Raw genomic sequence first — 13,866 nt, 5'->3', positions numbered from 1 at the left:
CTCGTCGGCGGCTTTTGCGGCTCTACGCCTCTTTGGAAGCCCCCTCCTTGGAGACCCTCCGCGATTCCTCGGATGCCCGCTCCGGGGAGATCGCCTCGCCGGACGCCCCCTCCTCGGAGTCGCCGTCTGCGGAGGCCGTCTCGTCAGGGTCCGTCAGCTGCTGTTCCAGCACCCGGCCCTCGCCCGGGGCCAACTGGCCCAGGATGCGCTCCAGATCGTCCATCGAGGCGAACTCAACAACGATCTTGCCCTTCTTCTGCCCCAGGTCGACCTTCACCCGGGTCTCGAAGCGGTCCGAGAGCCGGCCTGCCAGGTGGTCCAGCGCGGGGGAGACCCGTGCGCCCGCCCTCGGGCCCTTGGACTTCTGCGAGCTCTTCGGCTTGCTGCCCAGGAGCGTCACGATCTCCTCGACCGCCCGTACCGACAGCCCTTCGGCCACGATCCGATGCGCGAGCCTGTCCTGCTCCTCGCCGTCCTCCACGGACAGCAGCGCCCGCGCATGCCCGGCCGAGAGCACCCCGGCCGCCACCCGACGCTGCACCGAAGGAGAGAGCCGCAGCAACCGAAGCGTGTTCGACACCTGCGGACGCGAGCGGCCGATACGGTCCGCGAGCTGATCGTGCGTGCAGTTGAAGTCCTTGAGCAACTGGTCGTAGGCGGCTGCCTCTTCCAGTGGGTTCAGCTGCGCCCTGTGCAGGTTCTCCAGCAGTGCGTCGAGCAGCAGCTTCTCGTCGTCCGTAGCGCGAACGATCGCGGGAATCCGCTCCAGCCCCGCCTCACGGCAGGCCCGCCAGCGGCGCTCGCCCATGATCAGTTCATACTGCTCAGGGCCTGTCTGCCGTACGACGACGGGCTGGAGCAGGCCCACCTCCTTGATGGAGGTCACCAACTCGGCCAGAGCGTCCTCGTCGAAGACCTCACGCGGCTGGCGCGGGTTCGGGGTGACGTCCCCGATCGGGATCTCGGCGAAGTGCGCTCCGGCCACCTCGCCGCCCGCCGCATCGATCACATCGTCCATGCCGCCCGGCGAATCGGTTTCACGTGAAACGGCGGCGCCGTTGCGCTCAGCGCCGTTCCGGTCGCTCCCGTTGCGCTCGGTCCCGTTCCGCTCGGTCCCGTTCCGCTCGTCGCTCTGGCTGTCGGCCTGTGCCAGCGCCGCCACTTTGGCAGCCGCCACCCCGCGGGAGCCGCGCTCCGGTGTGAGGACGGGAACGGCGCTGGGGGAGGTGGACGCCTGCCCCGTGCCCGACTGCACCGGGCCGCCCTGGCTCTCCTTCTGTGCCGGCTCCGCGCTGTCCGCAGAACTGGGCGCGGCCGGGATCAGCGCACCGAGCCCTCGCCCCAGGCCCCTACGTCGCTCGCTCACTGAGTCCCCTCCGACATACTGCCGTGCTGTTGTAGCTGCTGTTCTTGTGACTGCTGAAGCTGTCGCTCGTGCTGTGCCTGCTGTGCCTGCTCGACATGCGGGTCCCGCAGCGCGATCTCCCGGGCCGCCTCCAGATAGGAGAGCGAACCGCTGGAGCCCGGGTCATAGGTGAGCACCGTCTGTCCGTAGCTGGGCGCCTCGGAAATCCGGACCGAGCGCGGGATGTTGGTCCGCAGGACCTCTCTGCCGAAGTGGCTGCGCACCTCCTCCGCCACCTGCGAAGCCAGCCGCGTACGGCCGTCGTACATCGTCAGGATGATCGTCGAGACATGCAGCTGGGTGTTGAGGTGCCCGCGCACCAGCTCCACGTTCCGCAGCAGCTGGCCGAGCCCCTCCAGGGCGTAGTACTCGCACTGGATCGGGATCAGCACCTCGGCCCCCGCGACCAGTGCGTTCACGGTCAGCAGGCCGAGTGAGGGCGGGCAGTCGATGAGGATGTAGTCCAGCGGCTGCTCATATGCCTCGATGGCACGCTGAAGGCGGCTCTCCCGCGCGACCAGCGACACCAACTCGATCTCCGCACCGGCGAGATCGATGGTGGCGGGCGCGCAGAAGAGCCCCTCCACGTCCGGCACCGGCTGCACGACCTCGGAGAGCGGCTTGCTCTCCACCAGGACGTCGTAGATCGACGGCACCTCGGAGTGGTGGTCGACCCCCAGCGCGGTGGAGGCGTTGCCCTGAGGGTCGAGGTCGACCACCAGGACACGGGCGCCGTGCAGGGCCAGCGAGGCGGCGAGGTTCACCGTCGTCGTGGTCTTGCCGACGCCACCCTTCTGATTGGCGACGACCATGATCCGCGTCTGGGCCGGCCTGGGGAGGCCCTCGCCCGCGCGGTTCATCGCCTCCACCGCCTGCTGGGCGGCGCGGCCGATCGGTGTGTCATCCATCGGGGGCGGCGTTTCACGTGCCGCGTCACCGCGGGGGGGCATCCCTCCCGCGCTGGTATCCCCTGGTTCGGACCGGGGGCCGGGGACCGGATCGGTCATCGGTCCCGCGATGTTGGCGTCGGACCGCAACGGTTCACTCTCCTCAACATCAGGCTCGCTATGAACAGAGCCTCCCATGCTTTCGGTCCCATGAACCAGCGAGCCCCGCTCCGTTGTGGACGAATCCACCCCGGAACGGGGCTCATAGGCGGTGCGGCCACGCGCTCCGGCGGCGGCGCGGCCCCTGCTGATGATTCCGTGCAGAAGTGAGCGGCGTTTCACGTGAAACACGATGCACGCGCCCTGCGGACATCGAGCCGCGACACTCCGTCATGCGTAGTCTTAAGGGCTTTTATGGAGTAAGGGGACCCCGTGGGGTCCCCTTACCTACGACGTGACAATGACCGGCGCCCATACCTCCGCACGAGCCAGGAGCGACGGCCGCTGTCGGCGCCTGCTTCCGCCTCAGCGCCGACGGCGCCCAGCGCGCGGGGAGCGACTCCCCGCACGGGCCACCTTCGCCGCCTTGGCCCGCTTGGCCGCGAAGCGCACACCGCCGGGGCTCTCGCCCACACGGGCACGTACGACCGTGGAGAGCGGGTCCACCACGCCCTCGCCGATCTGCTCCACGGTGGTCTCCACGACCCCGAGCTTGTGCAGCGCGTCCCGGGCCGTCCTGACCTCGTCCTCGGCCGTGTCGCCCTTGATCGCCACCATCTCGCCGTACGGCCGCAGCAGCGGTACGCCCCAGCCGGCCAGCCGCTCCAGCGGCGCCACGGCACGGGCCGTCACCACATGCACGGGCGGAAGCGTGCCCAGCACCTCTTCGGCGCGGCCCCGCATCACCGTCACATGGTCCAGGCCCAACAGCTCCACGACCTCCTGCAGGAAGGTCGTACGGCGCAGCAGTGGCTCCAGCAGCGTGATCTTGAGGTCGGGCCGTACGAGCGCCAGCGGAATGCCGGGCAGCCCGGCCCCCGAACCCACGTCGCAGACCGTCACGCCCTCGGGCACCGCCTCGGACAGCACCACGCAGTTCAACAGGTGGCGCTCCCACAGCCGCGGCACCTCGCGCGGGCCGATCAGCCCACGCCGTACGCCCACATCGGCCAGCAGCTCGGCGTAACGCTCCACATCGGGCAGGCTCTCACCGAAGACCTTGCGTGCGGCCTCCGGAGCAGGCCCGAGCCCGAGCCCGTCCTGCTCCTCCGCTTCCGGATCCTCCGATCGCTCCGTCACGGGAGCACGACCACGCAGCGCTGCGGTTCCTCGCCCTCGGACTCACTGCGCAGTCCGGCGGCCTTCACCGCGTCGTGGACAACCTTCCGCTCGAAGGGCGTCATCGGCCGCAGCTTGACCGGCTCGCCGGTGCTCTCCGCCTCCTGCGCCGCCTTCGCGCCCAGCTCCGCCAGCTCCTCACGCTTGCGCGCGCGGAACCCGGCGATGTCCAGCATGAGCCTGCTGCGGTCGCCGGTCTCGCGGTTCACGGCGAGACGGGTCAGCTCCTGAAGTGCCTCCAGGACCTCACCATCCCGGCCGACCAGCTTCTGCAGGTCACGGGCCGAGCCCTCGCTGATGATCGACACCGCTGCGCGGTCGGCCTCGACGTCCATGTCGATGTCGCCGTCCAGATCGGCGATGTCGAGAAGTCCTTCGAGGTAGTCGGCCGCGATCTCACCCTCCTGCTCCAGGCGGGTCATGGTGTCGGTGCCCTCTTCGGGGGCAGTCGTGTCCGTCACGGCGGGGACTCCTTCGGTGCTCACTTCTTGGACGGGTGCTTGGGGCGCTGCGGGCCCTTGCGCTGCTGCCCGGACTTCTTCTGTCCCGACTTCTGCTGGCCCTGCTGCTTCTGGCCGGACTTCTGCTGGCCTGTCTGCTGCTTCTGACCCGACTGCTTCTGCTGCGAGGGCTTGGGCCCGGCCTTCTTCTCGCTGTCCTTCGCCGTCCCCGTCTCAGCGGTCGTGTCCTGCTTCTCCAACGAGTGGGCCGCGCCGTCCTTCACCGCACCCGAAGCCGCCGTGCTGGCTGCGCCCGTACCGGTCTGGCGCCGCGACTTCGGCTGCCGCTTGGGCTGCTGCCGCTTGGCTCGGGCCGCCTCGACGGCCTCGCGCGCCTCGACCTCCTTGGGGTCCTCCTTGAGCTTGCCCGCCTTGCGCAGCTTCTCCTGGCGCTCGGTGAAGGCACGGGAACCGGGAGTCGGGTTGCGCTTGATCACGAAGAGCTGCTGGCCCATGGTCCACACGTTGGTGGTCAGCCAGTAGATGAGGACACCGACGGGGAAGTTGATGCCGAAGACGGCGAACATGATGGGGAAGACGTACATCAGCATCTTCTGCTGCTGCATGAACGGCGTCTTGACCGTCAGGTCGACGTTCTTCGTCATGAGCTGACGCTGCGTGTAGAACTGCGACGCCGACATCATCACGATCATGATCACCGTGACGACGCGGATGTCGGTCAGCGAGGCGGACAGCTCGTGCGCCTTGGAGGCGCTGTCCATGAACTTCGCGGCGATCGGAGCGCCGAAGATCTTGGCGTTCTGGGCGCTTTCCACCTGCGAGTTGGTGAGCACACCGACCGGGTTGTTCCGCGCGATGTGGTTCAGCACCTGGAAGAGGGCGATGAAGAACGGCGACTGCGCCAGGATCGGCAGGCAGCTGGAGAGCGGGTTCGTACCCGTCTCCTTGTAGAGCTTCATCATCTCTTCGCTCTGGCGCTGCTTGTCGCTCTTGTAGCGCTCCTGGATCGCCTTCATCTTCGGCTGGAGCGCCTGCATGTTCCGGGTCGACTTGATCTGCTTCACGAACAGCGGGATCAGGCAGATCCGGATCAGCACCACCAGAAAGAAGATGGACAGACCCCAGGCCCAACCGCCGTCCTCGTCAAAGACCAGGCTGAACAGCGAATGGAACTGGACGATGATCCAGGAGACAGCGTAATAAAGAGGACTCAGGATCGTGTCCACGAATCAGGCTCCTTGGGCGTTGGACTGGGTCCGGTGCTGCCAGCGGGACCGGATCCGCTGGTGCCATACCGGGTGCTTCCGGGCGGGGACGTGGTCGACGCCACCTGGCGACCACGGGTTGCAGCGCAGAATGCGCCAGGCCGTCAGTGCGGTTCCCTTGACGGCCCCGTGGCGGTGGATGGCCGTGTAGCCGAAGTGCGAGCACGACGGGTAGTACCGGCAGACCGGGCCGAGCATCGGGCTCACAGTCCACTGGTACAGCTTGATCAACCACAGCAGCGGGTACTTCACTGAGCTCTCCCTCCCGGTCTGCGGCCGGGGGTTCGGGGGTCGCCCCCCGAGGATTCGGAGCACGGGGACCCTCCAAGCAGCCTCCGCAGCGCGGTGTCCAGATCCCGGACCAATGCTGCGTGGTCCGCCTCTCCCGCGCCGGGCAGCGCCCGTACCACCACCAGGCTACCCGGGGGCAACTGGTCGAGGCGGTCCCGCATCAGATGCCGCAGGCGCCGCTTCACACGGTTACGGACGACCGCGTTGCCGACCGCCTTGCTCACGACGAAACCCGCACGCACCGGGGGGACCTCTCCCCCCGGCACATGCGGGTCCGTTCGACTGCGTAGGTGGACGACGAGAAGCGGGCGACCGGCCCTGCGTCCTCGGCGTACCGCGGTCGCGAAGTCCTCGCGCCGCCTCAGCCGGTTCTCGGTAGGCAGCACGTCATGGACCTGTGGTCAGGCTGCTCAGGCCGACAGACGGCTGCGACCCTTGCTGCGGCGGTTGGCGACGATAGCGCGGCCGGCGCGGGTACGCATGCGCAGCCGGAAGCCGTGGGTCTTCGCGCGGCGGCGGGTGTTCGGCTGGAAGGTGCGCTTGCTCACTCGGGGGCTCCAGAGATGCTTCGTGTCCCGCGCAGACCGCGGAACGAGGTGTGTGGAGTCGACTGGCTGTCACCGTGCGCCCACGAGTAGCTCGCAACGCCCGAGTGTGTGCACCGCTTCGTGATCAGTCGGGATACCCCGTTTGACCTTGCCCATCGGAGGCAGGCGGCAGCAGCCGTCGACAGCTCGACCTGGTTAAGGTACGCGCGGCTACGCCATCCGGTCAAACCAGCGTCAGCCAGGCACCCGGGCTACTGCACTCGTGCACAGCCTGTGGACAACGACTTGAATGGTGCACGTCCGCGTGACTACCGTGGCCGAACTTCCCTTCCTTCCCGACCGTCCCGAGAACCACACATTCGTGGGATCTGGTCGAGCTCACAGAACGACCCATCACCCAGCGAGTGAGAGAGCGTGCCCCGTGGCTGACCTGCCTGCCGATCTTGCCGCAGTGTGGCCACATGTACTGGAGCATCTCCTCTCCGAGGGGCAGGGGGTGGAAGCGAAGGATCAGCGCTGGCTGCGGGACTGCCAGCCCCTCGTCCTGGTCTCGGGCACCGCGCTGCTGGGCGTGCCCAACGAATACGCGAAGGGCGTGCTCGAAGGCCGCCTCGCACCGATGATCAGTGACGCGCTCAGCCGCGAGTGCCAGCAGCCGATCCGGCTGGCCATCACCGTCACGGGCCCGGCCCCCGAGCCGGCGGCGCCTCAGCTCCAGCCCCAGCCCCCGCCGCCCGAGCAGCAGCACCCCTCGCCTCAGCCCCCTCCCCCCGAGGGCGGCTACGACGGGGGATACGAGCAGTACCCCGCGCAGCCCCATGAGACGTATGAGTCCTACGAGCAGCAGGGTTACGACCAGCAGCAGGGCTATGACCAGCACGGTCAGCAGGGCCAGCGCCCCCAGCCGGGCCAGCCCGGCCGACCCGACCCGCAGACTCAGCCCGGCCAGCAGCCCGCACAGCAGGGCCAGCACAACCGGCAGCCCGGGGGCTACGGCCAGCAGCAGGGCGGCTACGACCAGGGATACGAGCCGTACGAGAGCCGCGACATCCCCGCGGCCCGCCGCGCGTACCCGGACTACCACCCGAACCCCGCCTCGGTACCAGGGCCCACCGGCTGGCCGCAGCAGCCCCCGCGCGAGCAGTACCCCCCACAGCACCAGCAGCGACAGCCGTACGACCGCCAGCAGCAGTACGACCAGCAACCGGCGTACGAGCCCTACGACCAGCAGCAGCGACAGCGTCCCCAGGTGCCCCCGCAGGGCAGACCGCCGGCGCCGCCGTACGACAGTCCCGCGCACCTTCCGGCTCCCAGCGGCGCCCCCGGCCCGCTGGCCGCGCAGCCGGCGCCCGCGACGGGTCCCGGCGAGCCCACGGCACGGCTGAACCCGAAGTACCTCTTCGACACCTTCGTGATCGGCGCCTCGAACCGCTTCGCGCACGCCGCAGCCGTCGCCGTCGCCGAGGCGCCGGCCAAGGCGTACAACCCGCTGTTCATCTACGGCGAGTCCGGCCTCGGCAAGACGCACCTGCTGCACGCGATCGGGCACTACGCACGCAGCCTGTATCCGGGCACCCGGGTGCGGTACGTGAGCTCCGAGGAGTTCACCAACGAGTTCATCAACTCCATCCGCGACGGCAAGGCGGACACGTTCCGGAAGCGCTACCGCGACATGGACATCCTGCTCGTGGACGACGTCCAGTTCCTGGCCGACAAGGAGTCGACGCAGGAGGAGTTCTTCCACACCTTCAACACGCTGCACAACGCCAACAAGCAGATCGTGCTCTCCAGCGACCGGCCGCCCAAGGCACTGGAGACGCTGGAGGACAGGCTCCGCAACCGCTTCGAGTGGGGCCTCATCACAGATGTGCAGCCGCCCGAGCTGGAGACGCGGATCGCGATCCTCCGGAAGAAAGCGGTGCAGGAACAGCTCAACGCACCGCCCGAGGTGCTGGAGTTCATCGCCTCCCGCATCTCGCGCAACATCCGCGAGCTGGAGGGCGCGCTGATCCGCGTGACCGCGTTCGCGAGCCTCAACCGGCAGCCCGTCGACCTCGGCCTGACCGAGATCGTCCTCAAGGACCTGATCCCCGGCGGCGAGGACGCCACCCCTGAGATCACGGCGCCGGCCATCATGGCCGCGACGGCCGACTACTTCGGACTGACCGTCGACGACCTGTGCGGGTCCTCGCGCAGCCGGGTGCTGGTGACGGCGCGGCAGATCGCGATGTACCTGTGCCGCGAGCTGACGGACCTCTCGCTGCCCAAGATCGGCGGCCAGTTCGGCGGCAGGGACCATACGACGGTGATGCACGCGGACCGCAAGATCCGCGCCCTCATGGCAGAGCGCCGGTCCATCTACAACCAGGTCACCGAGCTGACCAACCGCATCAAGAACGCCTGAACACAGCCCGCCTGACGCCCGGCGCCCGCTTTACGGAGCCCTCAGCAGAGGCCGGCTGGGGGCTCAACCGGCGTTTCCGCGTGCCCCAGCAGCGGCCCGTCAGCGACCGGGACGACGGCTCGTCAGCACTCCGGCGAACGCCCTACGAAGCCTGAGCCCCTGCTGACTGAACGCCCGACGGAGGCTCAGCCGACGGCCTCACGGTCGCGCGAAGCCTCCTTCAGACCCACCGAGCCCTCGGGGAGCAACTGCCCGAGGGCTCTTCGCTGTTCGAATACATGCGCCGAGAGGCCGCTGGTCCACAGATGCGCAGGGCTTCCTACTTCCACACCCTGGGGACGTTGTCAGTTGTCCCAACTGTGTCCACAACTGGCCTGGTCGGGACAGGGTATGCCGAGGTCATGCGGCTGTGTATTTGTGGGCGAACGCCCTCCACAGGGTGTGGAGGGCGCGGGGCGCGGGCAGCGGCTCTTCCGGTTGTCCACCGGGCGCCCACAAGCAGGACGATCTTTTCCCCAGCTTCGACCCCCTTCTCCACAGCTCTGTCCACTGTTCGGCAAGGCAACGCGCCCTCTCACCGGTCCGAGTGAAAGCGGTCACACCGAGGGCAGGGATTGGCCTGTGGGAAAGGTGGGTAAATCTGTGGGCGCCGCTGTGGGGAACCCCGCTCTGTCTGTGGGCGGGCTGTGCAGAACTTTCGGGCGTCCACAGAGACCCCCCGTTCCTCCACCGGTCCACCCACAGGCGCGGTGGACAAAATTCCCGGGCTGAGCTGCGGAAACGAGCTTTTCCACCGTTTCCACAACCCCTACTACTACGACTACACCTAGAGAGCCAGAGAACCGCTTCGAAGTCGGGGCTGTGCACAACTCGGCGCCTCAGGCATCTACCCGGATCCCGACGAGTTGACCCGCACCCGCACCGACTGTCAGTGCCGTGCGTCAGACTGGTCCCCGGCAACAGCACGAGCAGGAGCAGCAGCAGGAGGCGGCTGAAGGTGAAGATCCGGGTAGAGCGCGATGTACTCGCGGAGGCGGTGGCCTGGGCGGCCAAGAGCCTTCCAGCCCGACCGCCGGTACCCGTTCTCGCGGGTTTGTTGCTGAAGGTGGAGGACGGCACCCTGAGCCTCTCCGGCTTCGACTACGAGGTCTCGGCGCGGGTGTCCGTCGAGGCAGAGGTCGAGGAGGACGGCACGGTCCTGGTCTCGGGTCGGCTGCTCGCCGACATCTGCCGGGCCCTCCCCAACCGCCCGGTGGAGATCTCCACAGACGGTGTACGGGCGACCGTCGTCTGCGGCTCGTCGCGGTTCACGCTCCACACGCTGCCCGTGGAGGAGTACCCGGCGCTGCCGGAGATGCCCACGGCGACCGGCACCGTTCCCGGCGAGGTGTTCGCAGCAGCGGCTTCCCAGGTGGCCATCGCGGCAGGCCGTGACGACACCCTCCCGGTGCTCACCGGTGTACGGATCGAGATCGAGGGGGACACGGTCACGCTGGCGTCGACGGACCGGTACCGGTTCGCGGTGCGGGAGTTCCTGTGGAAGCCGGAGACGCCGGACGCGTCCGCGGTTGCCCTGGTGCCCGCCAAGACGCTGCTGGACACCGCCAAGTCGCTCAGCGGCGGCGACAGCGTGACGCTGGCGCTCTCGGGTTCGACGGGCTCGGGCGAGGGGCTGATCGGCTTCGAGGGCGCGGGACGCCGTACGACGACACGGCTGCTGGAGGGCGATCTGCCCAAGTACCGCACGCTGTTCCCGACGGAGTTCAACTCCGTCGCGGTCATCGACACAGCGCCGTTCGTCGAGGCCGTCAAGCGTGTGGCGCTCGTCGCCGAGCGGAACACCCCGGTGCGGCTGAGCTTCGAACAGGGCGTGCTCACCCTGGAGGCGGGCTCCAGCGACGACGCACAGGCTGTGGAGCGCGTGGACGCCGACCTGGAGGGCGACGACATCTCGATCGCCTTCAACCCCGGTTTCCTGCTGGAGGGACTCAGCGCGATCGACTCGCCCGTGGCCCAGCTCTCCTTCACGACGTCGACCAAGCCGGCGCTGCTGAGCGGCAGGGCCGCCAAGGACGCCGAGCCGGACGACGCGTACAAGTACCTGATCATGCCGGTCCGTCTGTCGGGCTGACCGGGGACTGGCTGGGAGCGCGAGGGTCGTCCCTCGCAAGGTCGCAGCATGCCGGTCCGTCTGACCGCCTGACCGACTCACCCAGGCCCGGCTGGGAGCGCGGCAGCCGTCGCTCGCAAGGCCGGGAGGGGCCGGGCCAGGGGCTCGGCTCTCCGGCTGACATCGGCTCGGGGTCGGTGGGCGTAGGGTCGGATAGAGGTACGAATCGCACGTGTTCAGCGAAGGGGCAGTGATGGAGCTCGGTCTGGTAGGTCTCGGGAAAATGGGCGGGAACATGCGCGAGCGCATCCGCCGCGGGGGCCACACGGTCATCGGGTATGACCGCAATCCGGACGTCGCCGATGTGAGCAGCCTGAAGGAGCTGGTCGGCAAGCTCAGCGCACCCCGCGTGGTGTGGGTCATGGTCCCTTCGGGTGCCGCGACGCAGTCGACGGTGGACGAGCTGGCCGAGCTGCTCTCGCCCGGCGACCTGGTCGTGGACGGCGGGAACTCGCGCTGGACGGACGACGAGAAGCACGCGGGCGAGCTGGCCGCCAAGGGCATCGGCTTCGTCGACTGCGGTGTCTCCGGCGGCGTATGGGGCCTGGAGAACGGCTACGCGCTGATGTACGGCGGTGACACCGAGCACGTGGCGAAGGTGCAGCCGATCTTCGACACGCTCAAGCCCGAGGGCCGCTTCGGCTCCGTGCACGCGGGCAAGGTCGGCGCCGGCCACTTCGCGAAGATGGTCCACAACGGCATCGAGTACGCCATGATGCAGGCGTTCGCCGAGGGCTGGGAGCTGCTGGAGGCGGCGGACTCCGTCACGGACGTACGCGAGGTCTTCCGCTCCTGGCAGGAGGGCACGGTCATCCGTTCCTGGCTGCTGGACCTGGCCGTCAACGCGCTCGACGACGACGAGCACCTGCAGGCGCTGCGCGGCGTCGCCGCCGACTCGGGCGAGGGCCGCTGGACGGTGGAGGCCGCGATCGACAACGGCGTGCCGCTGCCCGCGATCACGGCCTCGCTGTTCGCGCGCTTCAGCTCGCAGCAGGAGGACTCTCCGCAGATGAAGATGGTGTCCGCGCTGCGTAACCAGTTCGGTGGGCACGCGGTGGAGGGCTCGTAGCAGGCACGGTCGGCATGGTCGGCGGAGCAGGAGTGAGGAAGAACGGGACCGGGGGAGGTCGGCGACCACCGTGCATGTGACGCATCTCTCGCTGGCCGATTTCCGGTCGTACGCCCTGGCTGAGGTACCCCTCGACCAGGGCGTCACCGCGTTCATCGGCCCCAACGGACAGGGCAAGACGAACCTCGTCGAGGCCGTCGGCTACCTCGCGACGCTGGGCAGTCACCGGGTGTCCTCGGACGCGCCGCTGGTGCGGATGGGCGCCGAGCGCGCCGTCGTGCGGGCCCAGGTGCGCCAGGGGGAGCGGCAGCAGTTGGTGGAGCTGGAGCTGAACCCGGGGAAGGCCAACAGGGCGCGGATCAACCGGAGTTCGCAGGTCCGCCCGCGTGATGTGCTGGGGATCGTCCGCACCGTGCTGTTCGCGCCGGAGGACCTGGCGCTGGTCAAGGGCGATCCTGGCGAGCGGCGTAAGTTCACCGACGAGCTGCTGACGGCGCGCGCGCCCCGGATGGCGGGGGTGCGCAGCGACTACGAGCGGGTGCTCAAGCAGCGCAACACCCTGCTGAAGTCCGCCGCGATGGCCCGCAGGCACGGCGGCAAGGGCGTGGACCTGACGACGCTCGACGTGTGGGACCAGCATCTGGCGCGGGTGGGCGCCGAGTTGCTCGCACAGCGGCTCGATCTGCTGTCCGTACTGGGCCCGTTGGCCGACAAGGCGTACGAGCGCCTGGCGCCCGGCGGTGGCCCGGTGGCGCTGGAGTACCGCGGCCCCGTTGAGGGTTCGTCCCGCGAGGAGCTGTACGGGGGGCTGCTGGGAGCGCTGGGCGAGGCGCGCAAGCAGGAGATCGAGCGGGGCGTGACGCTGGTCGGGCCGCACCGTGACGATGTGTCGCTGCGGCTGGGCGAGCTGCCTGCGAAGGGGTACGCGAGCCACGGTGAGTCGTGGTCGTTCGCGCTGTCGCTGCGGCTCGCGGCGTACGAGCTGCTCAAGAGCGAGGGGCACGAGCCGGTGCTGGTGCTGGACGATGTCTTCGCCGAGCTGGACGTCAAACGGCGGGAGCGGCTGGCCGAGTTGGTGGCCCCCGCCGAGCAGGTGCTGGTGACGGCAGCGGTGGAGGAGGACGTGCCCGGCGTGCTGGCGGGCACCCGGTTCGCCGTCGCCGAGGGCGAGGTGACCCGGGTGTGAGCGCGGAGCCGCCGGCGGGCGACGGGGCACCGGAGCCGGACGCCAAGCCGGTACCTGAGCCGAGCGGGGTGGACCTGGCACGCGTTGCCCTGCGCGCGGCCAAGGAACAGGCGCGGGCGCGGGGAGATGAGGCGCAGCAGCGGCGGCAGGCACGCCGCGGGGGCGGACTGCGCTCGGGCGCACGCCGGGACGGGCGCGATCCGATGACGCTGGGCGCGGCCGTCAACAGGCTGATCACGGAACGGGGTTGGGAGGCCCCGGCGGCCGTGGGCGGGGTGATGGGCCGGTGGCCGCAGATCGTGGGGCCCGAGGTCGCGCAGCACTGTGAGCCGCAGCGGTACGACGAGGAGGAGCGGACCCTCGTCGTCCGCTGCGACTCGACGGCGTGGGCGACGCAGCTTCGGCTGCTGGCGCCGCGGCTCGTGGCGCGGCTGAACGAGGACCTGGGCCAGGGCACCGTGAAGCTGATCAAGGTGCGGGGGCCCGAGGCGCCGCCGACGAGTTACGGCCGGCTGCGGGCTCCCGGGAGCAAGGGGCCGGGCGACACCTACGGGTGAGCCGGAGGCCGCGGAGCCCCGTGTGCGCAGGTGAGCCGGGTGGGATATGGGTGGCTGATCCGGTTGGTAGCGGACCGTAGATGAACGGGGACAGGCAGAAGCGCTCAGCGGCGGTGTGAGCCTCTTGGCACCCCGGCCCGCATATGGGGAGTCGGCGGACGCCAGTTCAGGGCGGCACATGCGGACTCAGGCACCGGCAAACCCCCATTCACCTCGCTGCCACCGGTACAATGGTGGCTACCGCACCGTTGCGGAACATGTCGAACGACGCAGCCGCTCCGCATT

The 13,866-nt window shown here is 69.2% G+C and carries 12 protein-coding genes and 1 pseudogene; 5 read left to right on the top strand and 8 right to left on the bottom strand.

Annotated elements, in window-relative coordinates; translation table 11 throughout:
* Positions 1–22 precede the first annotated feature (22 nt).
* The 8 genes and pseudogenes from NMN56_RS06725 to rpmH all read right to left on the bottom strand — a co-directional run bounded on the left by NMN56_RS06725 (position 23) and on the right by rpmH (position 6,195).
* Positions 23–1,366, bottom strand: coding sequence for a ParB/RepB/Spo0J family partition protein (locus NMN56_RS06725; RefSeq protein ID WP_274042828.1), 1,344 nt, complete (start codon positions 1,364–1,366; stop codon positions 23–25).
* Positions 1,363–2,490 (bottom strand): ParA family protein, encoded by a 1,128-nt coding sequence (locus tag NMN56_RS06720; RefSeq protein ID WP_274043110.1) that lies wholly within the window; start codon positions 2,488–2,490, stop codon positions 1,363–1,365. The genes NMN56_RS06725 and NMN56_RS06720 overlap by 4 nt, the downstream gene beginning before the upstream one ends.
* Before the next feature lie 327 nt (positions 2,491–2,817).
* Positions 2,818–3,591 carry a 16S rRNA (guanine(527)-N(7))-methyltransferase RsmG gene (gene rsmG, locus NMN56_RS06715; protein WP_274042827.1) on the bottom strand — a complete coding sequence of 258 codons (774 nt, stop codon included), beginning with the start codon at positions 3,589–3,591 and terminating at the stop codon, positions 2,818–2,820.
* Positions 3,588–4,052 (bottom strand): Jag family protein, encoded by a 465-nt coding sequence (locus NMN56_RS06710; protein WP_274043109.1) that lies wholly within the window; start codon positions 4,050–4,052, stop codon positions 3,588–3,590. Before NMN56_RS06710 ends, rsmG begins: the two co-directional genes overlap by 4 nt.
* A 59-nt stretch (positions 4,053–4,111) precedes the next feature.
* Complete coding sequence (yidC, locus tag NMN56_RS06705) at positions 4,112–5,317, bottom strand: membrane protein insertase YidC (RefSeq protein ID WP_274042826.1); 1,206 nt, start codon at positions 5,315–5,317, stop codon at positions 4,112–4,114.
* 3 nt (positions 5,318–5,320) lie between these two features.
* A complete protein-coding gene (gene yidD / locus NMN56_RS06700; RefSeq protein WP_274042825.1) occupies positions 5,321–5,608 on the bottom strand; it encodes a membrane protein insertion efficiency factor YidD in 288 nt (95 codons plus the stop codon).
* 68 nt (positions 5,609–5,676) lie between these two features.
* Positions 5,677–6,033 (bottom strand): annotated as a pseudogene (gene rnpA / locus NMN56_RS06695) (ribonuclease P protein component); the annotation flags it as partial.
* A gap of 24 nt (positions 6,034–6,057) precedes the next feature.
* Positions 6,058–6,195: a 50S ribosomal protein L34 gene (rpmH, locus tag NMN56_RS06690; RefSeq protein ID WP_274042824.1), complete on the bottom strand. Its 138-nt coding sequence runs from the start codon at positions 6,193–6,195 to the stop codon at positions 6,058–6,060.
* 421 nt (positions 6,196–6,616) lie between these two features.
* Between rpmH and dnaA the strand changes: the two genes are divergently transcribed.
* The 5 genes from dnaA (at position 6,617) to NMN56_RS06665 (ending at position 13,581) form a co-directional block, all read left to right on the top strand.
* A complete protein-coding gene (dnaA, locus tag NMN56_RS06685) occupies positions 6,617–8,599 on the top strand; it encodes a chromosomal replication initiator protein DnaA (protein WP_274042823.1) in 1,983 nt (660 codons plus the stop codon).
* Between the two features lie 997 nt (positions 8,600–9,596).
* Positions 9,597–10,730, top strand: coding sequence for a DNA polymerase III subunit beta (gene dnaN, locus NMN56_RS06680; protein WP_274042822.1), 1,134 nt, complete (start codon positions 9,597–9,599; stop codon positions 10,728–10,730).
* 232 nt (positions 10,731–10,962) lie between these two features.
* Positions 10,963–11,838 (top strand): phosphogluconate dehydrogenase (NAD(+)-dependent, decarboxylating), encoded by an 876-nt coding sequence (gene gnd / locus NMN56_RS06675; protein WP_274042821.1) that lies wholly within the window; start codon positions 10,963–10,965, stop codon positions 11,836–11,838.
* A gap of 70 nt (positions 11,839–11,908) precedes the next feature.
* Complete coding sequence (gene recF, locus NMN56_RS06670; RefSeq protein ID WP_274042819.1) at positions 11,909–13,024, top strand: DNA replication/repair protein RecF; 1,116 nt, start codon at positions 11,909–11,911, stop codon at positions 13,022–13,024.
* Complete coding sequence (locus NMN56_RS06665) at positions 13,021–13,581, top strand: DciA family protein (protein ID WP_274042818.1); 561 nt, start codon at positions 13,021–13,023, stop codon at positions 13,579–13,581. The genes recF and NMN56_RS06665 overlap by 4 nt, the downstream gene beginning before the upstream one ends.
* Positions 13,582–13,866: the final 285 nt, after the last annotated feature.

Origin of the sequence: Streptomyces iconiensis (genome assembly GCF_028657195.3) — a bacterium.
In the GTDB taxonomy this organism is placed as follows: Bacteria; Actinomycetota; Actinomycetes; order Streptomycetales; family Streptomycetaceae; genus Streptomyces; species Streptomyces iconiensis.
This window is presented reverse-complemented; position numbering and strand designations above follow the sequence as displayed.